Raw genomic sequence first — 21,231 nt, forward strand, 5'->3', positions numbered from 1 at the left:
ATCCCCGGACTTCACCTCCGAAACCGGCCTCGGCATCCACACCCGCTGGATCGAAACCGACTTCGCGGACACCATCGCCGCCGACCCGCGCTTCAGCACCACCACGCCCGACGGCGAACGCCGCACCATCACCGTCGAGCTGGACGGCCGCCGGATGGCGGTCGGCCTGCCGGCGGACCTGCTGGACGGCTGGGCGCTGTCTACCCGGGCTCTGTCCGGGGGGCCCCTGCCCGCGGGAATGTCCGTGGACGCAGCCGCCGACGGCGGTGCTGCTGCCCACCCGGGCGAGCTGCGCGCCGGGATGGCCGGGACCGTGGTCAAGTGGCTCGTCGAGCCGGGTGCCGAGGTCTCGGCCGGGGATCCCGTCGTTGTGCTGGAGGCGATGAAGATGGAAACCCAGGTCTCCGCACACCGCGGCGGGACCCTGACCGGCCTCCGCGCGGAAGCCGGTGGCGTCGTTACTGCTGGCTCGGTGCTGGCCCTGATCGGGTAGTCGATGACGGCCGCGGCTGCTCCGCCTCGGCCCGTTGGGTCTCTGAACGCTGGGTCGCGGCCCAGCTGGCCAGCAGCCGCAGCGCGTCCCCGGTGGGGGAACCGGGCTCGGCGGTGTAAACAAGCAGCGACAGGCCGGCGTCGGCGGCGAGATCCAGGCCCTCGTACATAAGGTGAAGGTCACCGACCACGGGGTGCCGGAGATGCTTGAGCCCGGTGTTGTGCTGGCGCACGTTGTGGGCCGCCCACCGGGTGCGGAACTCTTCACTGCGCGTGGAAAGTTCCCCGACAAGGTCGGTTAGGCCCCGGTCGTAAGGGTCCCGGCCGGCCTCGGTCCGCAGGATCGCCACCGTGTCATTCGCGGCGCGCTCCCAGTCCGGGTAGAACCCGTAGGCACGGCTGTCGAGGAAGATGAACCGGGCGTGGTTGGCCGGACGGACCGGGCCGGCGTACATCTCGGAATACAGCGCGTAGCCAAGCTGGTTGGCGGCGAGGATGTCCAGGCGTCCGTTGCGCACGAACGCCGGGGCGCCGGTCATCGCATCGAGCACCAGCTGCACACTCGCCCTGACGGGTTGGGCGGCGGGGCGGCGGCGCTGCGGCTTGCGGCTGGTGCTGGCGGCCCGGGCCAGGTCGAACAGATGCGCCTGCTCCGCCTCATCCAGCTGCAGCGCCCGCGCCAGGGCCTCCAGGACTCCCTCGGAGACTCCGGAGAGGTTTCCGCGTTCCAGCCGGGTGTAATACTCGACACTGACCCCGGCGAGCGTGGCGACCTCGCCGCGGCGCAGCCCGGGGACCCGGCGGTTGCCGCCGTAGACGGGCAGACCCGCCTGCTCCGGCGTGATTTTCGCCCGCCGGGTGGCCAGGAAGTCCCGGGTCTCGCTCTGGTTGTCCATACCTTCAACGGTAGAGGGTGCGGCGCTGTGAGGGAGTCCCTGCCAGTACCCCTCACAGCAGGGCCTCCCTCACCGGCGGCCGAGTGGTGTTTGATGGATAGTGCCCCCGATGACGACCGGGCCGAAAGGCCGCACCGGACCGGTGCCGGACGCCGGGGCACCCCCCCACACCATCCACAAGCAGGAGATCCATGCTTACCGTTAACGCTTACGCCGCCCCCTCCGCGACGGAATCCCTCGTGCCGACCACCATCGAGCGCCGGGACGTTGGCCCGCACGACGTCCTGATCGACATCAAGTTCGCCGGCATCTGCCACTCCGACATCCACACCGTCCGCGGCGACTGGGGCCCGCAGCAGTACCCGCTGGCGCCGGGCCACGAAATCGCCGGCATCGTCTCCGAGGTCGGTTCGGCCGTCACCAAGCACGCCGTCGGCGACCGGGTCGGCGTCGGCTGCATGGTGAATTCCTGCCGCGAGTGCGTCAACTGCCAGAAGGGCGAGGAGCAGTACTGCCTCGCCGGGAACACCGGCACGTACGGCGCCGTGGACCGCGACGGCACGATCACCCAGGGCGGCTACTCCACCCATGTGGTGGTGACCGAGGACTTCGTCGTGCGGATTCCCGAGGGCATCGAGCTCGACGTCGCCGCGCCGCTGCTTTGCGCCGGCATCACCACCTACTCGCCGCTGCGGCACTGGGGTGCGGGACCGGGCAAGAAGGTGGCGGTGGTGGGCCTCGGCGGTCTCGGACACATGGCCGTCAAGCTCGCCCACGCCATGGGTGCCGAGGTGACCGTGCTGTCACAGTCGCTGAAGAAGCAGGAGGACGGGCTGAAACTGGGCGCGGACCACTACTTCGCCACCAGCGACGAAACCACCTTCACGGATCTGGCGGGGTCCTTCGACCTGATCATCAACACCGTTAGCGCCAAGATCGACATCAGCTCCTACCTGCAGCTGCTGACCCTCGACGGCGCCCTGGTGAACGTGGGCGCCCCGGCCGAACCGCTCCCGGTGAACGTCTTCGCCCTGATCATGGGACGCCGGTCCTTCGCCGGTTCGGCAATCGGCGGTGTCCGGGAGACCCAGGAAATGCTTGACTTCTGCGCCGAGCACAACCTCGGCGCCGAGATCGAGGTCATCCCGGCAGGGAAGATCAACGACGCCTACGAGCGCGTGCTGGCCTCCGACGTGCGGTACCGCTTCGTGATTGACACCTCCACGCTGGGCTAGTCCACGCGCTGCCGCGGCAAAGAGCCAGGCAGGGGCCCGTCCGGTGTCAACCGGCCGGGCCCCTTCCGGTTCCGCTGGGTTGGGCGGGCAATAGGAACGTCCGCCGGGGCGCACCGGGACTACGCTGCCGAGCATCGTCCCAGCTCAGGCCTACAATGAACCCAATGAACCCTGAACCAGCTGTCGCCGCCGAAGGAAAGAATTCGCTGAGCGTGCGCGAAGGGATCATTGAATCCGTCTGGCGCCCCGGTTCGTTTGTGGACGTCGACGACGCCAAGGACGCCATGCTGGCCGTGGAACGAATCAGCGGCGGCACTCCGATGCCGATGCTCTCCGAAATGACCGACGTGGAGATCAGCGCGGCAGCCAGGTACGAGTTCGCGCAGACCACGGGCGTACTGGCCATCGCGGTTCTCGGGTCCAGCGCCGTGGACCGCGTGGTGGCCGCCGCCATGAGCCGGCACACCCTCTACCCGCACGAGTTTTTCACCTCCAGGATCGCCGCCATGACCTGGCTGGCGGACGTCGCCAGGGGCCGGGGCTAAGTTCTCCCTGTCCGGTTTGGGCGGGCGGGCTTGGGGCGCGCAGTTGTCCGCCAACGGTTTCCGGCTAGTACACGGAGCCTTGAAGCAGTTCTGACAGTCTGCCCGCGGCGCGGCGCAGTTCGGGAACGGCTGCCTTGAGTGCTGGTTCGGTGGCTGTCTCGACCGGGCTGGTCAGCGCAATGGACTCGCTGGGGCGGCCGGCCCGGTTCGGAACGGCGACGGCGACCGACAGCACGCCCGTGGCGCGCTCATCGGCGGAGTACGCATACTCGACCCCCGAATCGGGCAACCGGGCGCGCAGCTGCTCGACGGTAAATGTGGGTGCTTCTTGGCCAGCTGCGATGGCGGCGGCCGTAACCTGTTGCAGCTCCTCGTCGGTCGCCGAGGCCAGCAGGATTTTGCCTGCCGCGCCAACCGTCAGCGGGAGCCGCTTACCCAGGGGCAGATCGTAGGTAAGGGGCGATGCGCCGTCGACCCGGGCGACCAGGATTCTCTCAAAGCCCAGTCTCGTATAAAGGGATACCGTGAGTCCCGTTTGCGAGGCCACCTGCTGGAGAACCGGACGGGCAGAAACTACGAGCGGATCGTTCTCAAGATAGCTTCGGGCAGCGGGCAGGACGGCAGGTCCGATCCGGTACGACTTATCCGTCTGGCTGACCATGCCGAAGTCCTGAAGAACGCGCAGGATCCGCAGCGTGGTCGGCAGGCTCATCCCACAGGTCCTGGCCAAGTCACTGAGCCGCTGGGGCCGTTCCGCGCGCTGAAGCTCGGCAAAGACCTCCAGCGCGCGGGAGAGGGAACGCATGTTCCCCGCTTTTGGGCCATCCTCGGCTGAGCCGGCTGAGTGTGTCGAAGTCACCGTCATTCTTTCATTCTATGTAATTTCATTGCGCTTGACAGCGCGTGTGTCTCCTGTCACTATTTCTCTAGACGCAATATTCTTCCATTGTATGAAATTTAGGCTCATGGAAAGTAAGGAAACGATGACAACGGAGTCACTCATAACGAAACCCGAGAGCGCAGTCCGAGTGGCTCCCTCGGTGCTGGTGGGTATCGGCGCTTTTGCCGCGGTAGGCGTCTATGTTCTGGTCGGTTCCATCGAACTCAACCTCTGGACTTCACTGGGCCCCGGACCTGGCTTGTTCCCCTTCGCGATGGGGGCAGTTCTTGTCGGCATGGCCGTTCTGTGGCTGGTCCAGGAGCTGCGCAGCCCCAGCGACACCGCCGAAGGGGTCGACCGGCGACTGGTGGTCGCCGTTGTGCTGAGCCTGACGATCCTCGCCGCCCTGATGGACCTGCTCGGCTTCCAGCTGAGCATGTTCCTGTTCCTCATGTACCACCTGTTGCTGCGCGGCGGCCGGTCCTGGGTCTCCTCGCTGATCACGGCCCTCGCCGGAAGCATTGGAGCGTTCTACGCCTTCAATTACGGCCTGAACGTGACCCTGCCCGTTTCCGCCTTCCCGCTGCTGAACACGATCGGACTTTAGACGTGGAGACACTCAACGAACTTTTGGGCGGTTTCGCGGCCGCCATGACCTGGCAGAATCTGATCTTTGCTTTCCTGGGCTGCCTCCTCGGCACCATCATCGGAGTCCTGCCCGGAATCGGTCCCGTCGCCGGTGTGGCACTCCTGATACCCCTCACGATGAACCTGGATGCGACCGGCGCGATCATCATGCTGTGTGCCATCTTTTACGGCACCGCCTACGGGGGAACCATCACCAGCGTCCTGCTGAACACTCCCGGTGAAGCAGCCTCTGCAATCACGACCATCGACGGCTACGCGATGACAAAGATGGGCAAGGCCGGGGCGGCACTGACCATCGCCGCCGTCGGATCTTTTGTCGGCGGAACAATAGCAACCATCGGTCTGGTCGCGGCCGCCAAACCCCTCGGGGAACTGGGTCTGCTCGTCGGACCACCGGAGTTCTTCGCCCTGATGGTCGTCGGCATTTCCCTCCTCGTCGCACTGGCCGGCAAGTCCATGGTCAAAGCGGTCATCTCCGGCGCCCTGGGCCTCCTGATCGCCATGGTCGGCATCGACCCCGTAGCCGGTGCACCGCGGTTCACTTTCGGCATGGACCGGCTCCTGGACGGGGTCAGCTTCGTCGCTGTGATCGTGGGCGTCTTCGGACTCTCGGAACTCCTGTCCCACCGCAAGGACACCGCGACCCCCACGGTGCACGCACCGAACATGCGCTCGCTGCTTCCCACCGGGAAGGAATGGCGCCGGAGCGCCCCGGCCATGGCCCGCGGCACGGGCATCGGCTTCGGACTGGGCCTCATCCCGGGCATGACAGGCTCCGTGTCATCCCTGCTGGCCTATGGCGCCGAAAAGAAGTTTTCCCGCCACCGCAACCAACTGGGCAAGGGCGCCATTGAGGGTGTCGCCGGTCCCGAAACAGCCAACAACGCCCACGCAAACGCCGCACTGATCCCGCTCTTCACCCTCGGCATCCCGGCGTCACCGACGATCGCCGTACTCATGGGAGCCTTCCTCCAGCAGGGCCTCACCCCGGGCCCGACCCTCTTCACCGAACACTCCGAAATCGCCTGGGCAATCATCGCCAGCCTGTTCATCGGAAACCTCCTCCTGCTGGTTCTGAATGTTCCCCTGGTCGGTCTCTGGACCTCCATCCTCCGTGTACCGTCATCGATCCTGACGCCCCTCATCCTGCTCTTCATGGTCATCGGCGCCTACACGATCAACTTCAGCGTCTTCGACGTCTTCGTGATGATCGGCTTCGGACTGCTCGGACTCGCCCTGCGCCACTTGGATATCCCGCTGGCCCCCATGGTGCTGACCCTGGTCCTCGGACCGCTCATGGAGCGCTCCCTGCGGGAGTCCCTCGAAATCTCCCAGGGCGACTTCGGGATCTTCACCAGCCGCCCCATTTCCGCGGTCCTGATCGGCCTCGGCGTCCTGATCGTCTTCAGCCCGCTGCTTAAGCTCCGCAAGCCCAAGGCACTGAACGAAGATCCCGAAACGTAAACCGCCGGGATGGCCGGCTGTTCACATCCGGCACCTGCATCCACTCATCCACTTCAAAGGAGAAGAACAATGATCACCCGTTCACGAATCGCCACTGCCTTCGCGGCAGCAACCCTGATCGCACTCACCGGCTGCGGCGCCAACGCCGACGCCGCCAACACCGCCGCTAACGACTTCCCGAAAAAGGGCAAGTCCATCGACCTCGTCGTGGCCTTCGCCTCAGGTGGCGCCGTCGACACCGCCGCCCGGCTCATCCAGCCGATCCTGGAAAAGGAACTCGGCACCAACGTCGAGGTCATCAACAAACCCGGCGCCGGCGGACAGATCGGCTACACCCAGCTGACCAGCGCCAAACCTGATGGGTACACCATCGCTGCGACCGGTTCCCCCTCGGTGGTCGTCTCGCCGCTGGATCCCGCCCGCGGTGCCAAATACACCCGCGACAGCTTCCAGCCCCTCGGCCGGCAGGTCATCGACCCCGCCGTCATCGCAGTCCAGCCCGACAGTCCCTACGAGACGCTGAAGGAGCTCCTGGACGCCGCCAAGGCAGATCCGAAGTCCATGACCGCCAGCACCACCGGTCTGCAGACCGGTGAACACTTCGCCATGGCGCAGATCCAGGAAGCTACCGGCGCCGAGTTCGCGCCGGTCCACTTCTCCGAGGGCGCATCGCAGGCCACGACGGCGTTCCTCGGCAAGCACGTCGACATCCTCGTCGCCAACGTCAGCGACGTGACCGACCTGACCAAGCAGGGCAAGGCACGCGTGCTGGGCGTCATGACGGCCGAGAGGTCCCCGTCCCTGCCGGACGTTCCCACGTTCAAGGAATCCGGATACGAAGTTGAGGCCGGCACCGTCCGCGGCTACTCTGCCCCGGCCGGGCTGCCGGATGCCGTAGCCAAGAAGCTCGAAGCTGCCATCCAGAAGGGCATCGAAGACCCGGCCGTCGTGCAGAAGATGAACGACCTTGGCCTGCAGACCAGCTACCTCTCCGGCGAAGACTACAAGCAGTTCTGGGCCGGACAGGAAGAGGACTTCAAGAAGGTCCTCCCGCTGGTTCAGAAAACCGACTAGTCCCACGCGTTCCCCGACGGAAGAATTCATCATGACAACCCCAGCAATTGACACTATTGACACCGACTTTCCCCGCCCGGACCGGGACGTCGTGGAACGGCTCGCCAAGCTGCCGGCCGCCAACATTGGCGACGCCATGGACCGCCTCGGCGTCGCACACTCCGCGATCCAGGCCATCTGGCCCGGAGCTCTCCTCGCCGGGCCCGCCTTTACAGTCTGGACCCGCCCCGGAGACAACCAGGGCATCCACCGGGCACTGGAATTCGCCCGCCCGGGAGACGTCATTGTTGTCGCCGGAGGCGGGGACGAATCCCGCGCCCTCCTCGGTGAACTCATCGGTGAGCGGGCCATCAACCTCGGCATCGCCGGCTTTGCCCTGGACGGGGCGGCACGCGACGCCGAAGCCCTCGCTGAAATCGGCATGCCGGTCTTCGCCCGTGCCACCACCCCCGCCGGACCCTACAAGAACGGACCCTCCCGTCTGGGGACGCCGATCTCATTCGGCGGGATCCCCGTCCTTCCGGGCGACGTCATCATCGGCGATTCCGACGGCGTGGTTGTCATTCCCCGGGAACAGGCAGCCGCAGTAGCCGAAGCCGCGGAAGCAGTTTTCGCGGACGAAACCAACCGCCGGCGAGCCATCGTCGCGGCCCGCCACTAAGCAAGTAAGGACAGAAACTCATGACAGCGTGCACCGTCATAGGCCTCGGCGAAGCCGGAGCCACCTACGCCGCAGCACTCATCGCCGCAGGCCACACGGTCACCGGATTTGATCCCGTGGCCCCGTCCACTCCCGCTGGCGTCATCAGGGCCGCAACGGCAGCCGACGCCTGCTCCGGGGCGGACGTGGTCCTCGTCCTCACCGGTGCGGCGGCCGCGCGAGCCGTTGCGATGGAGTGCCTGCCGGTCCTGCCCGCCGGCAGCTGCTACGCCGACTTCACCTCGTCCTCCCCGCAGGTCATGCGCGAACTCGGCCAGTTTCCCAGCCGGGCCGCCTTCTCCGACGTCGCCATCCTCGGACCGGTGCCCACGCTGGGAGCGAAGACGCCCTTGATGGTGAGCGGGCCCGGATCCCAGACTGTCGCTGATCTCCTGGCCCCGATCGGTGCGGAAATCGAAATCGCTGATGGCGAGCCGGGTGCGGCCATGGCCCACAAACTCCTCCGCAGCGTGCTGATGAAGGGCCTGGCTTCCGTGGTCGTCGAAGCCGTCACCGCGGGCCGGGCAGCCGGGCTCGAACGGTGGATCCGGGCTCAGATCGCAGGGCAACTGGCCGGTGAAGGCCAGGCGGTCATCGACAGGTTCCTCACCGGCACCGCCAAGCATGCCCTGCGTCGCTCCAAGGAAATGCAGGACACCGCGAGCTACCTCTCGGACCTCGGCGTGCCGGCAGAGATGACGTCCGCCTCCGCCACCGCCCTGACCCGCATGGCCGAGGAAACGGCACCGGCGGCTCCTGCCTTGCGCTGACCCGTCAACAGGGAAAATCAGGGACAATAGCCAACGATGAACGTTGCAGCAGCAAGACCTTCCCCGGCAGGAGCGGCAACATGATCGGCATCTGGGCCCTGGGAGCCTACCTTGCCGTCATCCTGCTCTGGACGACCGTGCTCAAGCGCAGCGTCGGGGAAGCCATGATCCTCGGCTTCATGGTGGTGCTTCCCTTCACTGGAGCCTCCGCCGTACAAATCGGAGGGGCAGCGCTGTACTCGGCCGTGACCGACGAAATCGTCTTCGCCACCATGGCGTTCGTCTTCATGGGGTACCTGCTGGACAAGACCGGAGTGCTGGACCGGCTCATCGACCTGCTGAACTCGCTGATCGGCGGCGTCAAGGGCGGCCCCGCGTGGGTCTCGACCGTAGCGTCCGCCGGCCTCGGCGGTGTCGTCCACAACCAGGCGGCCATTGCCGCGACCGTCGGCTCCGTCACCATCCCCTGGATGGAGAAATCCCGGCTCGACAAGCCTTCGGCCGCGACACTCGTCGCCGGTAACGCCGGAATGGGCATCACCTTCCCGTTCAGCGCGTCGATGTTCGTCCTCGTCGGGTCGGCCACGGTCGGGCCCCTGCTGGACGTCGACGACCTCGTCCTGCCCCTGCTCATTGGGGGACTGTGGTGCTTCCTGCACCGGCTGATCGTTACGTGGCTGCTGATCCGCCAGAGCGGGATGGCCCCGCTGGATGCCGCACACCGGCTGCCCGTCCGGGCAGCGTTCTTCCGCGGCTGGGCGACGATGCTGCTGTTCGTCGTCGTGGCCATCCCGCTGACCATCACGTCCGGCACTATCGCCACGGCATTGTCGGACTGGACTGGCGGAGACATCAGCAAGTCCGTCAGCGTCATCGTCTGGATCCCCGTGGTCCTCATCATTACCGGGGCACTGCTGGGCAGAAAGCAGCTGCCAGGCAGCGGCCGCGCCTGGTGGGCGCTGCTGGAGAACTCCGCCCCCAGGTTCGGGATCGTCGGCGTCACCGTCGTCTTCGCCTTCGCCGGAGCCAACGCCCTCGCCGCCACCGGCCTCCCCGAGCAGATGACCACTGTGCTCAACCAGCTGAACCTGCCCTTGTGGCTGCTGGCCATCCTGATCGGCCTGATCGTCATCGCCGTTGCCGCCCCGCTGTCAGCGACGGCCACGATGGCCGCCGTCGGAACCGTCGGCGTCGCGACCCTCGTGGCCGCCGGCGTTCCGGCGACCACAGCGGCCGTCGCCGTGCTGGTCTTCTCCTCCTGCGAAGCAGCGGTTCCGCCCGGAGGGGCGCCGCTGTACGTTGCGTGCGGCATCGCAGACGTCGATCCCGTCAAAACCTTTGCCCGCCTGCTCACCCACTACGCACTGCCGCTGCTGGGCATCGGCGTGCTGATCATCGTCGGCGTCCTGCCGATCTAAGGAACCTAGACCATGCACCAGATCAGACGGGCCACCGAGATCACCTTCGTACTGACCCTCGCAGCCCTCCTGCTTGGGGGAGTGATGCTCGTGGCCGGCCAAGCAATCGCCCTGATCGCTGGCCAAGGCGCCTGGCTGGAATTCTTCAACGTATTCATCAAGACCCCGATGTGCCTCGCGGCCTCCGTTTGCGCGATCGCCGGCTTCCTCCTCAACTACAAGCGCCACCAGAAACAGGGACTGACCCCCGAGAAAGCAAGAACCCGATGACGGAAGCCCCGGACGCCGGAACCTACCCGACCTTCGCCGAACTGCTCCGCAGGGAAGGCAGACTCGCGGCGACCTCCTGGGGACTGTTCGCGGAATCCGACCGCGGAACACCGTCTTTCATCAGCCACGACGCCGTCCTGGACGCCAAACACTGCATCCGGACCGGAACGGTCTTCGGCCTCGACTACCCGGCCGACGCCTTCGATCCCGGAATGTCACTCAAACGCAGGGCGCCCCGGCACACCATCTACTCCTCACACCCGGCACACCGCGACGACTACGTGGATGGCTACTACCTTCAGGGATCCACCCAGATCGACGGGCTCAGGCACCGCCGGGCCGACGACGTCGGGTTCTACAACGGCACCCCCGACGACCGAATCAGGGAGGGCACACCGGAGCTCGGCATCCAGGGATGGGCAGACAACCCTATCGCCGGCAGGGGAGTGCTCGTCGACCTCGATGGCTACCGCACCGGCCGGGGCAATCCCATCGACCACGCGGGAGGTGAGCCCCTCAGCCTCGACCTGGTCCACTCCGCCATCCTGGCCCAGTCCCTCACCATCAGACCAGGCGACATCCTCATGCTCCACACCGGCTGGTGCGAATGGTTCCTGGCCCTGACCATAGAGGACAAGCAACGGATCCGTGACGGCCGAGGGGCGACCGGCATCGCCCAATCGCAGGAATTCGTCGCTTGGGCCTGGGACCACCGCCTCGCTTTGCTCGCCGCCGACAACTTCGCCGTCGAATGCCTGCCGGCCATATCCGGAAGCCCCTTCCGGCATTCCGCCCCGAACGACCACGGCATGATGCACCAGCAACTCCTCGCAAAACTCGGCATGCCCCTTGGCGAACTGTGGCGGCTCGGACCCCTCAGCCGGTACATGAAAACTACCGGCAACTGGGACGCCTTCGTCAGCATCAAACCACTGAACATCACCGGGGGAACCGGCTCACCCGCCAACGCCACGGCGGTGGTCTGACAGTCAGCGACTGAGCTTTCGGCGCTGCGGCGGCGCCGAAACCTTCCGCCGCAGGCATTGCAGCGGGCGCCGTGGAAGCTGGTCTGGCAGGCGGAGCCTTCACTGCCGACGGCCTAGATCACTCTCCGAGTACCCGTTCCTCGCCGTCCCCACCGGCGGAAATTCCGCTCAGGGTGTCGATGTAATCCAACGTCTTGGGGCTGACATGCCGCACGGCTGCCAGGGCCTCCCGGAGAACGGATCGCCTGGCCGGGTCACCGAGTGCGCCTCGGAGTTCCACGACCGTCTCGATGCCCTGGCCCTCGAACACGCGCGTGATGTCCTCGACCTGGGCCAGGCGGCCCGGCGAGGGCCAGTCGATAACTTCCGAGAGCTTGCCCGTATCGAGGTGCCGCCGGAATCCGCTGGTGCTGGCGGCATCCGGCCAGGCCGCAATCAGAGCGTCCACGCGCGGCTTGACGGTCTCGTGGTAGTTCTGCCGCCGCTGTAACGTGGCATCGACGATGATGGCCCCGATGTGGTCCCAACTACGGCTGGTTTCGGTCGAGGCGTCCATGCCGGGGGAGTCCGCTGGCGCCGGACGGTTGGCAGCATCATTATCGCTAGTCATAAGTGAATACTTCCATGTGTCGTCATTTTCATCCGCGCGGGAGGGCCGTGGCCCCCGAGGAAGGGCTGATCAGGCGAAGCCGAACACGGGCGGGAAGGCCAGGACAACGAGGGCTGCCCAGGCGCCGTAGACCGGAAGATACCCTGTTTGCCAGCGCTCGACCGCGGCAAAAAGGCGTCGGCCGCGCAGGAATCCGACGGCGAGCCAGCCGGCACGGAGCAAGTGCACCAGCAGCAGGATGTTCAGTCCGAGGGCCGCGATCTTGTTGGGGCTGTAGCCGAACTCGGCGATTCGGGTCAGCATCGCAGTGAGCATCACGGCATCCAGCGCCAGGGCCGCGACCACAAGGGCCAACTGCAGAGCATCAAACAGTCCGGGAGTCGTGAGCGAGTCGCGGGCGGAAATCGAGTAGAGCAGAAGGCACAGGACCAGCACGAGGATAGCGTCCATGAGAATCAGTAGGTTCCGGTCGATGTCGACCAGGCCACCCGTGGTGGCAAGCACCGGCAGAAGAACCAGCAGCATGGCAACGGTCAAGGGTGTGAAAACACGGGTGAGAACCGGGGCGATGTTTTCGACGACCTGCTGCTTGGCTTCCACCAGCCAGGTCGCGACCAAAAGCGCGCCGGGCATCGCGAACGGCAGGATCCAGCCTTCCAAAACCGGCTCGAAGTCGGCGCCAATGGCCTGGAAGGTCGCGGATGTCAGCGCGATCAGGACTGCGCCGCCGAGTGCAAGCAGCGTGTAGTAGATCGCGAGCTCGCCGGTAAATCGGACAAAGTCCATGCGCCGCTTGCCGGACCGCCACCTCCCGCCGACGTAGGCCACTCCCACCAGCAACCACAGGACGACCGGTGCGTGCAGCGCTGCGAGCATCTGGGTGGAACCGCCTGGCGCGAACGGGAAGGTATTGAGCGCAACTGCCAGAACGGCAAAGGAAACGCAGAGTGTCGCTGCCACCGCCCCTGTGAAACGGCGTTTCCACGCGAAGTATGCGGCAAGGAACGGGAAGACGAGCAGGAAGACGTTACGCGTCAGTACGTCGTCGTCGATCCACGCAAACCCGGCCTTGACCGCCACCCCCGCCCCGACGGCGAGTGTGAGGACGACCGCCAGCTCGCGCCACGGTGACGTGCCGGCGTCGTCGGAACCTTCCGGCACCAAAACGAGCTGCTTCCACAGCCGCTCGGAATGCTCGCGGGCAAACTCGTGTGAGACGGCGTCGAGGTTGCCCAGGCGTTTGATGGCCACGAGGAAGGCCTCGTCATCATCGAGGCCCGTCGCCTGCCGGTCGGCGATCTGCTCACGCAGGTGGTCTTCCAGCTCCTCGACGTCGGCGGGGGAGATCGCCTGCCTCCCCTGAACGTATCCGCGCCACCGGTCGATCTGGGCCTCCAGCTCAGCGTGCGGCGTCATCACGCCCACCCCTCAACCGCGGCGGAAGGCCGCGGTGTGGCCTGCCACACCTGCCGCAGCGCGTCTGCGACCACGGCCCATTGCTCCTGCCGGTCGGCGAGGGCGTCCCGGCCTGCTGGCGTGATTGCATAGTGCTTGCGCCGGCGCCCGGCATCGGACGTACCCCACAGCGACGACACGTAGCCGAGCCGCTCGAGCCGGTGCAGCAGTGGGTAGAGCATCCCGTCGGTCCACTGCATGCCACCGCCCGACAGCTCACCGACGCGTTTGAGGATCGCGTAGCCGTAGAGGTCGCCCTCCGTCAGGATGCCCAGCACCAGGGGCGTGGCTGAAGCGGCGACGAGGTCTTTGTCGATGCGCACTGAGGCTCCTATACCTAGATCTGAAGGGTATGAACCTAACATAGCAGATCTAGGTATGGGAGGACCTTCGTGGGAGGCCCGGGCCGTCCTCAGCGCGGCCGGGCAAGACATAATTGGTGTTAAAGGGTAATTCTGCGGTTGATGATCTTGTCCGCTGTTTCGTAGAGGCTCTGGTTGTGGGCGCGGGCATAGCCGCGCAGCAGCGCGAATGCCGCGCTCATGTCGACATTGGACGTGTGGGCGATTACGCCCTTGGCCTGTTCGATCAGGATGCGGCTATTCAAGGCGCGCTGCAGCTGTTCGTTGATCAGTGCGCTTTCCCTCGCGGCGCGTTCCTGCAGCAGGGTAATGGTGGCCACGTCAGCGAAGGCCTGGGCAATCGCGGCGTCGTCGGCGGTGAGGGGGCCGGTCTCGTGGCCAAAGAGATTCAGGGCACCAATGGTGCGGCTGCGCAGGCGCATCGGGACGGCGTGCAGCGACCGGAATCCCTGGGACAGCGCAGAGGACTGGAATAGTGGCCATCGGGAACCTTGCGCCGCGATGTCGTCGATGGTTACGACAGTTCCGGTCCGGTAGCAGTCCACGCACGGACCCGCGCCAGCCTCGAGCTGGAGGACTTCCACGAGCTGGCTTTCCTCGCTCGTAGAGGCCATTACCTGGAGGTCTCCGGCCGGATCGACCAGCACGAGTCCTGCGGCGGCGGCGTCAAGAATGCCGACTGATTCATCCACCAGGGTGTGGAGGAGGTCAAAGACGTCGTAGTCCGCCACTAATGTGTCCGCTATCTTGACGAAAGCGGCACTCACGCGTCCTGCGCGGCTTATCATCGCCATACCCGGATTCTACTGCACGCGCCCATCTCAGCCGCCTCCGGGGGTGAAGTCAAGGGTTCTGCTGACGACGTCGCGGGCGACCTCCCGGACGGTACGTCCATGGGAAAACGCGTGCGCCCGCATCAGCAGAAGTGCGTCCCGCGCGGACGTCCCGGCCTGTGCCAGGACCATCCCGGTGGCCTGGTGTACCTCGCGCCGTGACAGGGGAGAGCCATCCGGCGGGGCGTCGGTGCCGTCTCCGGGTGCAAGGGTCAGGAGCTGGCGCAGCAGCAGCCAGGTGGCGGCGTCGGCGAGCTGCAGGGCTGTGGAATGCTTTGCCGGGCTTAGCGGGCCGGATTCAGAACTGTAAAGCTCCACGACGCCGATATCCAGCGCGCCCAGCGCGAGCGGGAAAACGAAGATGGCCGCAACATCCAGCTCCAGCAGGGATTTTGCAAAGACCGGCCAGGCGGACTGCGGCCCCCTGCGCACATCCGGCAGAAGCACGGGTCTGCGGGTTTTGAAGGCTTCCCAGCGCGGGCCTTCCCCCAGATCGAACTGCAGCTCATCGATCCTTGCCGCCACTGCGTCGCTGGCACAAACCATTGTCTCCGGGGCCAGGCCGGAGAATACTGAGATCGCGGCCCCGGAGATCGGCAACGACTCAACGAACCCGGTGCAGAGGCCGGCATCGAGTCCCGGTGCCACCGAGTCTGTGCCATCACCCATGCCGGGCAGCCCGGCCGGTTGTTTCCATGAAGCCGAAACTTCCCGCCGGGGGAGAGACGTGCCACTCAATCGTCCGGTACAAAATACTGGCCATGGGGTCGCGCCTCCTCGGCCTGGTCGGAGTGCCATCAATCGCTGGGAAACACCCACGTGTTTGTTCAGTCTATGCCTGCTTACCATCGAGCCCGCTGGCGGCACCAGTTCCCCATTTCGGTCATGGCTGTCACAGCGGCATGTACCCGCCCCGGCGCCCTACCGTCTTGTTTCAAGATCAGATAAAATAAGTCCGTTGCCCTGGACCCCGGTAGCGCCATTATTCGGCGAACTATCCAGGAGGATCCCACCGATGCAAGGCAACCCCAACCTTCGACCCGCGTCCGTACACCCGTTCCACCGGTCCGGGGCCATCACTGATAGTCCGCGCCCCGGACCACCGCAAGCGAACGAACAGCAGGTTGGACAAGCGGAAGATGGCGAGCAAGCACCGGCGCCACCGGCCCAGGCCCGACAGCAGGAGCTGGCGGCCGAACTTGCCGACTTCTTATGGAAGCGGCAGGAACCGGGACTGGACCAGTTGCCGTCGTCCACAAAAGGTCCCAGTGGTGGGCAAGATTCCGGAATTTGGCGGGATCAGCTGTTGGCAGAGATCGAAAACCTCGCTGCGACGCTTAAAGAGAAGGTGGCCCGATACTCGTTGACACAGGCGCCCCAGCCCTCCGAACTAGCCGCGGAACCAGCCAACGAGACTGCCGTGCTATGGATTCAGGACGCCCTTGAGGATATTGCCGCGACTGCCCTGGGCATTGAAATGGCGTCACGCCAACTGTTCATCCAAGCGGCCTCGGACGGGGTTCAGGATTCGAAACGCGAAACAGCCCACGAACGAACGGCAGGGACCGCAGAATGACCAGCCCCATCGAGGTCGACTGGACCTATCTCGTTGAGTTCCTGGAAGCGCGCATCGCGGAGCAGGAATCAGTTATCCGGGAGGGAACCTTCGCCCTGGGGACCGCCGACGGTCCTGGAAGCGACGACAAAGTCACTTTGGGCCAGCTGATGCTGGACGAGTGCGCCCAGAAGCGGGCGATCATTGCCAGCTGGAAGGAAGCCGTCGCCGCCGAAGGGATCACCCATCTCAGCCAAGCCAAAGGGACAATTGCCATCGCCCGCAGGTCAATGCTCACCATTCTCGCGGGCTCCCACCAGGAGCATCCGGACTACGATCCGGCCTGGTCACCTGCCCTGCCAACAGGTGTGCCCGGAGAACCTGCGAAGGCCTGAAACGCATGGCCCGGGCGGGAGAGGGCCTACCCGCGGCGGGCGTGACTCGGTCTCGCCGCCCGCCACCTGCGGGCATCGAATCCTAGCGGCTGCTCACCTGACCGAACAGCTTCGCGATTGGTGCGAGCACGATCGGACGGGCGGCGTACCACCCGGCCACCGTGACGGCGATTGCGGCCGCGAAGAGCCAGAACCCGACCCAGTTCACCACGTCGGTGCCGCCGAACATGTGGTTCAGGTTGCGCAGCGCACCGGTCGAGAACACCAGGAACACGTGGATGATAATGAACAGCACGAAAAACAGCATCGTCGGGAAGTGAACCGCGCGTGCAGCCTCCACCGGGTAGACCTTGCTCAGCGTCTTCGCGTTCTTCGGCCAGAACTCGCTCATGCGCACACCCGTGATCGCCGCGAGCGGGGCCGCGATGAACACCACGATGAAGTACATCAACTGCTGCAGGCTGTTGTAGTTCACCCAGCCGTTCTCCACGGGCCAGTCGAGAGTCATGTACTGCAGCAGCGCGGAGAGCGCATTCGGGAACACCTCCCAGCTGGTCGGTACGATTCGCATCCAGTGCCCGGAGGCAAACAGCAGCACCACAAAGATCAGGCCGTTGACCAGCCATAAAATGTCGAGCGACTGGTGCAGCCACAGGTTGATGCTGACCTTCTTGCCACCGCCCTTCGGCGTCCAGAACGCCGGCGGCTTCTGCTGCGTCCGCACCTGGTAGCCGGAGCGGATGATGAGCACCATTAGGAATAGATTCAGGAAGTGCGACCACTGCGCCCACCACGGGAAGCCCGGCTCGGCCGTTGCGGGCAGGTGATATTCGCCGGGGTACCTCTCGAGGAACTCGGGCACGCCCGGCAGCGTCGTCACACCGCGCGCGGCGAGCACAAGAATCGCCGCGGCGGCCACGGCTCCGACCGCGAGGAGCACGACGCGCCTGATCCACTGGCCCAGGGTACGCGAACCGTAGAGCCTTGCCTCGGCCTTAGGCCGCACGGGTTTCTCAGCGGCGACGGGCGGCGCCGCCGGTGCTGGGGCGGCTGTCAGCGCGGGTGCCCTCGGGGTCGCCGTCGGCTCCTCCTCGGCAACGGGCTCCACCACGCTGACAGACGGGGCCGGGGCCGGGGCGATGTGTTCGGGGGTTGCCTGCACCGCGGGTGAGGCGGCGACCGCCGGGGCAAGCCCGGCCGGAGGCCAGGGTTCACCATTGGGAACCCGGGGAAGCCCTCGGCGAAGCGAGGTGGTTCCCATGGTCAGGGTGGCGGGTGCGGGAGCGGGAGCGGGAGCAGGTAACGTCGCTGCCGGCGCTGCTTGCGCAGCAGCATCTGCGGCCGGCGCCGGCGTCGGCGTGGCGTCTGCGGCGGGGGCTCCGGATGGAGCTAGCGCTGATGCCGAAACCTCGCCCGCTGGCGGCCAAGGCTCGCCGCCCGGAACCCGCGGCAGGCCGCGGCGCAGCTGCCGCGCCACCGCCGCACCTGCACTCACGGTAGGGACCGGAGCGGGAAATGTGGCCCCCGGTGCCGTTACCTGGGCAGCAGCGGGGGCGGAGGGGGCAGCGGCCGCTGGCCCGGCGGCGACCGATCCCGCCGCGGAATCAGACACAGAGCGTGCTGCGGTTCCGGCCGTGACAACGCGTGCGGGCGCCTGGCCTGCTGGAGGCCAGGGGTCCCCGCCTTCGACGCGCGGCAGGCCCCGCCGGATAGGCCGAGACAGAGTGGCCATCACTGATTCTTCCGAGCCTCAAGGGCGCTGATCAGCTGCGGCACAACCTTGAAGACATCTCCGACCACACCAAAGTCGGCGATCTCGAAGATCGGCGCGTCTCCATCCTTGTTGATGGCGACGATCGTCTTCGCGGTTTGCATGCCGGCCCGGTGCTGAATCGCCCCGGAAATGCCTAGCGCGATATACAACTGCGATGACACGGAAACCCCGGTCTGGCCGACCTGATGCGACTGCGGGATGTAGCCTGCATCCACCGCGGCTCGCGAAGCACCAACGGCGGCGCCGAGTGTATCGGCGAGCTGTCCAACGAGGGCGAACTGTTCCTCCGACCCGAGGCCGCGACCACCAGCGACAACTTTCGCGGCACCACGCAGCTCCGGCCGCGACGTGGCAACAACGGCCTCATCGAACGAGTCAATTCGCGCGGTCGGCTTCTCGGAGCGCGTCACTGCCAAGGCCTCCGACGCCTGCGGCTGAGCCGTAGCACGTGCTTCGATGGAGCCCTGACGAACCGTAATTACCGGCGGCCCAAACGTGGACGTTGACGTCACGTCGTAGGCGCCGCCATAGACGGAGTGGTGTGCCACGACGCCCTCGTCATCACGTGAGACACCGATCGCATCGACGGAAACCGCTGCACGCGAACGAGCAGCGTATCGGCCAGCAAGGTCGCGCCCATTCAGCGAATGCGAGATAAGGATCGCGTCCGGCTGCACCTGCTCCACAGCGGCGGCAAGCGCGTCAACGCCGGACACTCCGAGCTCGGAAGGATCCGGAGTCTCCGCGATCAATACGTGCGCGGCGCCAAGGGCTGCGGCCTCCTCGGCGGCGGCGCTCCCGTCCCCGGGCGAGGCAAGCACTAAGGCAATGGGCGTGCCAACTGCGGCGGCAGCGCCGAAGAGCGCGGCCGCAGCCTTCTCGAGTTCACGCGAAGCCTGGCTTTCGACGACGACGAGGATCGCGTCACGAGGGAATTCAGTCATGTCGTTTTCCTTAAGCCAGTCGGTTGTCTACAAGGAAGGCAGCGAGCTTCTCGCCGGCATCGCCCTCGTCAATGATCTTCACGCCCGCCGGCCGTGGCGGCTTCTCTGCAACGGTCAGCATGATCGAACGCGCCGCGGCGGGGTCATCGGGCGTGATCCCAAGGTCTGCGAGGGTGAGCACCTCTAGGGGCTTCTTCTTGGCCGCCATAATTCCTTTGAAGTTCGGGAAGCGCGGCCCGGGAAGCGCCTCGGTAATCGAAATCACCGCGGGCAGGGTCGCTGACACCTTCTGCACGCCGGATTCAACGGGCCTGGAGCCGGACACCACGCCGTCGCTGACCTCCACGGAGCTGAGGCCGGTGGCCAGCGGCACGTCCAGCAATTCTGCAAGCATCGCGGGAATCATGCCGCCGGAGCCATCGGTGGAGACGTTGCCAGCGATCACAAGGTCGAACTCAACGCGACGGATCGCTGCTGCTAGGGTTTCAGCGGTAAGTCCAAGGTCCGCACCGCGGAGCGCCTCGTCAGAGACGTGGGTGGCGCTTCCCGCGCCCATCGCAAGCCCCTTGCGTATCGTTGCCGTGGCGCCCTCGGGAGCGAGGGAAAGGACTGCGACCTCAGTGCCCTCGTTCGCGTCGGCATACGTCAGTGCCAGCTCCAAGGCCCGCTCACCGATCTCATCAATGACTGCCTCGCTGGATTGTCGATCGGCGAGACCTGTTTCAAGGTTCAGTTTTCGGTCCCCGTACGTGTCGGGAACCTCCTTTACTAGGACGATAATCTTCATCGATGGCTCTTCCTGTGGCGGGCTTGTCTCTCTGTAGGAGACATACCGGATCTCCATTGAGTCTACGAAAGTAGTGCCCCTCCTGCTGACAGCGCCCGTGTCGTTGAAGTACCCAGTCTTCGTCCGTGGCGGTGCGGGCCCTCAGAAGCTTCCAGACCACCAAGGTGTGGCCGTGACGCAGGGCTTTGAGGTCTTCAGAGGTTTACCTCAGATGCATGGAGTACCTGAGAGGTCCTTTGTATCTGGATGTGGCGGCGAAAGGCTTGTCTTTGGCGGGCGTTGCGTTGATGATTTTCGCGGAGGGCGGCTGGTTCACCGTCGGTATGTTCATGGTGTTCGTCGGTGTGCTGATCGGGGCATGGGCCATGTTTGCCGCGCGTCGGGTGCGGTCACCGAGCGGACCCGCCCGCCGGGCGCCTTTCGACGCGTGGAACCAGGGAAATGCCGGTCCGGAAAAGGACGGCAAATCCTGAACAGCGCGGATTCGCCAGGTTCGCAGCTCAGCCTGAGGTTCCGGGGCGAAGGTCCCGGCTAGTCCTTGTCGAGTTCGTCGAGCAGGGACTTCGCGTTGTCTACGCCGAGGTGCCACTTTTCGTATTCCGCGTAACCGTGCCTCCGCTCTGTCGTAGGGATCGGCGGCCAAGGGCTTGGTTCCGGTAGCCCCTCAGGTTAGGTAGTTCTCCGGTGCGTCCGGTGACCGGTTGCCACCGCGGCTGACGTGGATTTTTTTGGTCGAGGTGTCGGACTGCTCCGGAAGCTGAATACGGATTTCCAGGACACCGTCGATGTAGCTGGCCGCGACGGTGTCGGGGTTCGCACCCCGGGGAAGAGGAATGTTGCGTGAAAAGTCGCCGTAGCGTACTTCGCTGCGGTAGCCCGGCTGATCCTTGCGGCCCGGGTCGCTGCGCCGGGCGGTAATCTGCAGCGTGCCCTCGATGAAGTTGACGTCGATATCAGTATCAGGATCGACGCCCGGGATATCGGTTCTGACGACCAGGGTATCCTCGTCCCGGAATTCCTCGGTTCGAAGCCAGCCTTCTGCCTCGCCCTGCAGGAGCCGCCGGACGGGTTCGGGCACGTCGATTCCGGTGCGGCGGAAGATGTTTTCCATGCCTGTCTCCTTTGCTGGATGTGCCGC

25 protein-coding genes are annotated in these 21,231 nt (G+C 65.6%); 14 read left to right on the forward strand and 11 right to left on the reverse strand.

All coding sequences use genetic code 11. From position 1 onward, the window contains the following. On the forward strand, window positions 1–493 hold a 493-nt coding region (locus ACZYZ5_RS15620; RefSeq protein ID WP_463902884.1), incomplete at its 5' end, for an acyl-CoA carboxylase biotin carboxyl carrier protein subunit. On the opposite strand, the gene ACZYZ5_RS15625 is transcribed toward ACZYZ5_RS15620, so the two are convergent. Further along, window positions 459–1,388, reverse strand: coding sequence for a helix-turn-helix transcriptional regulator (locus tag ACZYZ5_RS15625; RefSeq protein WP_463902886.1), 930 nt, complete (start codon window positions 1,386–1,388; stop codon window positions 459–461). The two genes, ACZYZ5_RS15620 and ACZYZ5_RS15625, sit on opposite strands and share 35 nt — an antisense overlap. A 191-nt stretch (window positions 1,389–1,579) precedes the next feature. On the opposite strand from ACZYZ5_RS15625, the gene ACZYZ5_RS15630 reads away from it, so the two are divergent. Both ACZYZ5_RS15630 and ACZYZ5_RS15635 read left to right on the forward strand, forming a co-directional pair. After that, window positions 1,580–2,623, forward strand: a complete 1,044-nt coding sequence (locus ACZYZ5_RS15630; protein ID WP_463902888.1) for an NAD(P)-dependent alcohol dehydrogenase — start codon at window positions 1,580–1,582, stop codon at window positions 2,621–2,623. Between the two features lie 164 nt (window positions 2,624–2,787). Beyond that, on the forward strand, window positions 2,788–3,168 hold the full coding sequence (locus ACZYZ5_RS15635; protein WP_463902890.1) for a DUF7793 family protein: 381 nt from the start codon (window positions 2,788–2,790) through the stop codon (window positions 3,166–3,168). A gap of 64 nt (window positions 3,169–3,232) precedes the next feature. On the opposite strand, the gene ACZYZ5_RS15640 is transcribed toward ACZYZ5_RS15635, so the two are convergent. Then, a complete protein-coding gene (locus tag ACZYZ5_RS15640; protein ID WP_463902891.1) occupies window positions 3,233–3,973 on the reverse strand; it encodes an IclR family transcriptional regulator in 741 nt (246 codons plus the stop codon). A gap of 178 nt (window positions 3,974–4,151) precedes the next feature. On the opposite strand from ACZYZ5_RS15640, the gene ACZYZ5_RS15645 reads away from it, so the two are divergent. The 8 genes from ACZYZ5_RS15645 (at window position 4,152) to ACZYZ5_RS15680 (ending at window position 11,378) form a co-directional block, all read left to right on the forward strand. Continuing rightward, complete coding sequence (locus ACZYZ5_RS15645) at window positions 4,152–4,655, forward strand: tripartite tricarboxylate transporter TctB family protein (protein WP_463902893.1); 504 nt, start codon at window positions 4,152–4,154, stop codon at window positions 4,653–4,655. A gap of 2 nt (window positions 4,656–4,657) precedes the next feature. Beyond that, entirely contained in the window at window positions 4,658–6,160 is a 1,503-nt protein-coding gene (locus ACZYZ5_RS15650; RefSeq protein ID WP_463902894.1) for a tripartite tricarboxylate transporter permease, read from the forward strand. A 69-nt stretch (window positions 6,161–6,229) separates the two neighbouring features. Further along, a complete protein-coding gene (locus ACZYZ5_RS15655; RefSeq protein ID WP_463902895.1) occupies window positions 6,230–7,234 on the forward strand; it encodes a tripartite tricarboxylate transporter substrate binding protein in 1,005 nt (334 codons plus the stop codon). Window positions 7,235–7,265: 31 nt separating this feature from the next. Further along, a complete protein-coding gene (locus ACZYZ5_RS15660; protein WP_463902897.1) occupies window positions 7,266–7,895 on the forward strand; it encodes an RraA family protein in 630 nt (209 codons plus the stop codon). 20 nt (window positions 7,896–7,915) lie between these two features. Beyond that, entirely contained in the window at window positions 7,916–8,704 is a 789-nt protein-coding gene (locus tag ACZYZ5_RS15665; protein WP_463902898.1) for an NAD(P)-dependent oxidoreductase, read from the forward strand. Between the two features lie 80 nt (window positions 8,705–8,784). Beyond that, a complete protein-coding gene (locus ACZYZ5_RS15670) occupies window positions 8,785–10,122 on the forward strand; it encodes a TRAP transporter large permease subunit (RefSeq protein WP_463902899.1) in 1,338 nt (445 codons plus the stop codon). A 12-nt stretch (window positions 10,123–10,134) separates the two neighbouring features. Next, entirely contained in the window at window positions 10,135–10,392 is a 258-nt protein-coding gene (locus tag ACZYZ5_RS15675) for a hypothetical protein (RefSeq protein WP_463902900.1), read from the forward strand. Continuing rightward, the gene (locus ACZYZ5_RS15680) at window positions 10,389–11,378 is read left to right on the forward strand and encodes a cyclase family protein (RefSeq protein WP_463902901.1); all 990 of its coding nucleotides are present in this window, start codon (window positions 10,389–10,391) and stop codon (window positions 11,376–11,378) included. Before ACZYZ5_RS15675 ends, ACZYZ5_RS15680 begins: the two co-directional genes overlap by 4 nt. 118 nt (window positions 11,379–11,496) lie before the next feature. Here the strand turns inward: ACZYZ5_RS15680 and ACZYZ5_RS15685 are convergent, their stop codons facing one another. The 5 genes from ACZYZ5_RS15685 to ACZYZ5_RS15705 all read right to left on the reverse strand — a co-directional run bounded on the left by ACZYZ5_RS15685 (window position 11,497) and on the right by ACZYZ5_RS15705 (window position 15,307). After that, the gene (locus ACZYZ5_RS15685; protein WP_463902903.1) at window positions 11,497–11,988 is read right to left on the reverse strand and encodes a hypothetical protein; all 492 of its coding nucleotides are present in this window, start codon (window positions 11,986–11,988) and stop codon (window positions 11,497–11,499) included. Between the two features lie 69 nt (window positions 11,989–12,057). Then, window positions 12,058–13,404 carry a permease prefix domain 1-containing protein gene (locus ACZYZ5_RS15690; RefSeq protein ID WP_463902904.1) on the reverse strand — a complete coding sequence of 449 codons (1,347 nt, stop codon included), beginning with the start codon at window positions 13,402–13,404 and terminating at the stop codon, window positions 12,058–12,060. Next, window positions 13,404–13,766 (reverse strand): PadR family transcriptional regulator, encoded by a 363-nt coding sequence (locus tag ACZYZ5_RS15695; RefSeq protein WP_353916841.1) that lies wholly within the window; start codon window positions 13,764–13,766, stop codon window positions 13,404–13,406. Before ACZYZ5_RS15695 ends, ACZYZ5_RS15690 begins: the two co-directional genes overlap by 1 nt. 119 nt (window positions 13,767–13,885) lie before the next feature. After that, entirely contained in the window at window positions 13,886–14,599 is a 714-nt protein-coding gene (locus tag ACZYZ5_RS15700; RefSeq protein WP_463902905.1) for a GAF and ANTAR domain-containing protein, read from the reverse strand. Window positions 14,600–14,626: 27 nt separating this feature from the next. Then, the gene (locus tag ACZYZ5_RS15705; protein WP_463902906.1) at window positions 14,627–15,307 is read right to left on the reverse strand and encodes a GAF and ANTAR domain-containing protein; all 681 of its coding nucleotides are present in this window, start codon (window positions 15,305–15,307) and stop codon (window positions 14,627–14,629) included. A 637-nt stretch (window positions 15,308–15,944) separates the two neighbouring features. On the opposite strand from ACZYZ5_RS15705, the gene ACZYZ5_RS15710 reads away from it, so the two are divergent. Both ACZYZ5_RS15710 and ACZYZ5_RS15715 read left to right on the forward strand, forming a co-directional pair. Continuing rightward, complete coding sequence (locus ACZYZ5_RS15710) at window positions 15,945–16,214, forward strand: hypothetical protein (RefSeq protein WP_463902908.1); 270 nt, start codon at window positions 15,945–15,947, stop codon at window positions 16,212–16,214. Then, a complete protein-coding gene (locus ACZYZ5_RS15715) occupies window positions 16,211–16,588 on the forward strand; it encodes a DUF6221 family protein (protein ID WP_463902909.1) in 378 nt (125 codons plus the stop codon). Before ACZYZ5_RS15710 ends, ACZYZ5_RS15715 begins: the two co-directional genes overlap by 4 nt. An 82-nt stretch (window positions 16,589–16,670) precedes the next feature. On the opposite strand, the gene ACZYZ5_RS15720 is transcribed toward ACZYZ5_RS15715, so the two are convergent. The 3 genes from ACZYZ5_RS15720 to ACZYZ5_RS15730 all read right to left on the reverse strand — a co-directional run bounded on the left by ACZYZ5_RS15720 (window position 16,671) and on the right by ACZYZ5_RS15730 (window position 20,093). Continuing rightward, the gene (locus ACZYZ5_RS15720; RefSeq protein WP_463902910.1) at window positions 16,671–17,699 is read right to left on the reverse strand and encodes a cytochrome b/b6 domain-containing protein; all 1,029 of its coding nucleotides are present in this window, start codon (window positions 17,697–17,699) and stop codon (window positions 16,671–16,673) included. A gap of 620 nt (window positions 17,700–18,319) precedes the next feature. After that, complete coding sequence (locus tag ACZYZ5_RS15725; RefSeq protein ID WP_463902911.1) at window positions 18,320–19,306, reverse strand: electron transfer flavoprotein subunit alpha/FixB family protein; 987 nt, start codon at window positions 19,304–19,306, stop codon at window positions 18,320–18,322. 10 nt (window positions 19,307–19,316) lie between these two features. Continuing rightward, window positions 19,317–20,093 carry an electron transfer flavoprotein subunit beta/FixA family protein gene (locus ACZYZ5_RS15730; RefSeq protein WP_463902994.1) on the reverse strand — a complete coding sequence of 259 codons (777 nt, stop codon included), beginning with the start codon at window positions 20,091–20,093 and terminating at the stop codon, window positions 19,317–19,319. A 215-nt stretch (window positions 20,094–20,308) separates the two neighbouring features. On the opposite strand from ACZYZ5_RS15730, the gene ACZYZ5_RS15735 reads away from it, so the two are divergent. After that, on the forward strand, window positions 20,309–20,566 hold the full coding sequence (locus ACZYZ5_RS15735) for a hypothetical protein (RefSeq protein ID WP_463902913.1): 258 nt from the start codon (window positions 20,309–20,311) through the stop codon (window positions 20,564–20,566). Window positions 20,567–20,757: 191 nt separating this feature from the next. On the opposite strand, the gene ACZYZ5_RS15740 is transcribed toward ACZYZ5_RS15735, so the two are convergent. Continuing rightward, a complete protein-coding gene (locus tag ACZYZ5_RS15740) occupies window positions 20,758–21,204 on the reverse strand; it encodes an Hsp20/alpha crystallin family protein (protein WP_463902915.1) in 447 nt (148 codons plus the stop codon). Window positions 21,205–21,231: the final 27 nt, after the last annotated feature.

It is taken from the genome of Pseudarthrobacter ribosi, assembly GCF_055412865.1.

Coding starts and splice junctions, on each gene's coding strand:
- ACZYZ5_RS15625 (WP_463902886.1), bottom strand. CDS start 1,388: ATGGACAACCAGAGCGAGACCCGGGACTTCCTGGCCACCCGGCGGGCG.
- ACZYZ5_RS15630 (WP_463902888.1), top strand. CDS start 1,580: ATGCTTACCGTTAACGCTTACGCCGCCCCCTCCGCGACGGAATCCCTC.
- ACZYZ5_RS15635 (WP_463902890.1), top strand. CDS start 2,788: ATGAACCCTGAACCAGCTGTCGCCGCCGAAGGAAAGAATTCGCTGAGC.
- ACZYZ5_RS15640 (WP_463902891.1), bottom strand. CDS start 3,973: ATGCGTTCCCTCTCCCGCGCGCTGGAGGTCTTTGCCGAGCTTCAGCGC.
- ACZYZ5_RS15645 (WP_463902893.1), top strand. CDS start 4,152: ATGACAACGGAGTCACTCATAACGAAACCCGAGAGCGCAGTCCGAGTG.
- ACZYZ5_RS15655 (WP_463902895.1), top strand. CDS start 6,230: ATGATCACCCGTTCACGAATCGCCACTGCCTTCGCGGCAGCAACCCTG.
- ACZYZ5_RS15660 (WP_463902897.1), top strand. CDS start 7,266: ATGACAACCCCAGCAATTGACACTATTGACACCGACTTTCCCCGCCCG.
- ACZYZ5_RS15665 (WP_463902898.1), top strand. CDS start 7,916: ATGACAGCGTGCACCGTCATAGGCCTCGGCGAAGCCGGAGCCACCTAC.
- ACZYZ5_RS15670 (WP_463902899.1), top strand. CDS start 8,785: ATGATCGGCATCTGGGCCCTGGGAGCCTACCTTGCCGTCATCCTGCTC.
- ACZYZ5_RS15675 (WP_463902900.1), top strand. CDS start 10,135: ATGCACCAGATCAGACGGGCCACCGAGATCACCTTCGTACTGACCCTC.
- ACZYZ5_RS15680 (WP_463902901.1), top strand. CDS start 10,389: ATGACGGAAGCCCCGGACGCCGGAACCTACCCGACCTTCGCCGAACTG.
- ACZYZ5_RS15685 (WP_463902903.1), bottom strand. CDS start 11,988: ATGACTAGCGATAATGATGCTGCCAACCGTCCGGCGCCAGCGGACTCC.
- ACZYZ5_RS15690 (WP_463902904.1), bottom strand. CDS start 13,404: ATGACGCCGCACGCTGAGCTGGAGGCCCAGATCGACCGGTGGCGCGGA.
- ACZYZ5_RS15700 (WP_463902905.1), bottom strand. CDS start 14,599: ATGGCGATGATAAGCCGCGCAGGACGCGTGAGTGCCGCTTTCGTCAAG.
- ACZYZ5_RS15705 (WP_463902906.1), bottom strand. CDS start 15,307: ATGGGTGATGGCACAGACTCGGTGGCACCGGGACTCGATGCCGGCCTC.
- ACZYZ5_RS15715 (WP_463902909.1), top strand. CDS start 16,211: ATGACCAGCCCCATCGAGGTCGACTGGACCTATCTCGTTGAGTTCCTG.
- ACZYZ5_RS15725 (WP_463902911.1), bottom strand. CDS start 19,306: ATGACTGAATTCCCTCGTGACGCGATCCTCGTCGTCGTCGAAAGCCAG.
- ACZYZ5_RS15730 (WP_463902994.1), bottom strand. CDS start 20,093: ATGAAGATTATCGTCCTAGTAAAGGAGGTTCCCGACACGTACGGGGAC.
- ACZYZ5_RS15735 (WP_463902913.1), top strand. CDS start 20,309: ATGGAGTACCTGAGAGGTCCTTTGTATCTGGATGTGGCGGCGAAAGGC.
- ACZYZ5_RS15740 (WP_463902915.1), bottom strand. CDS start 21,204: ATGGAAAACATCTTCCGCCGCACCGGAATCGACGTGCCCGAACCCGTC.